The sequence below is a fragment of the Agrobacterium sp. ST15.13.013 genome (assembly GCF_027956525.1).
Classification (GTDB): Bacteria; Pseudomonadota; Alphaproteobacteria; order Rhizobiales; family Rhizobiaceae; genus Agrobacterium; species Agrobacterium salinitolerans.
The window spans coordinates 1-288 of the sequence record NZ_JAQKGP010000132.1; the positions used below are offsets into that span (position 1 = coordinate 1).

Annotated in this window: 1 protein-coding gene; it reads right to left on the minus strand. The window is 59.7% G+C overall.

From position 1 onward, the window contains the following. Positions 1-288: hypothetical protein (locus PL597_RS26225; protein WP_271366683.1), on the minus strand; the 288-nt coding region annotated here is incomplete at both ends.

A 288-nucleotide genomic window follows, 5' to 3' on the forward strand; every position in this document is an offset into this window, starting at 1 on the left:
AGCGAACCGTATTCGGGACCTGCGACGATCAGATCGGTTTCGAGATGCCGGATATCCACCGCCTTGGCATCTCCCATCTCAAGAACGATCTCCAGCCGGTCAGGCCGACCCTCGGTCTCGAACGAGCCGACTGGATCGATCTCCTCACCGGCATCGCCAATGACCATCCTGTAGCTCTTGAGGACGATCCTGCTTAGCCGGTCGTACCAGAGATGGCCAGCAAAGGCGTGGTTCGGTTCGAAAATCGGCGGAGCATCGCCCCAAGCGGCAAACGCACGCGCGACATTC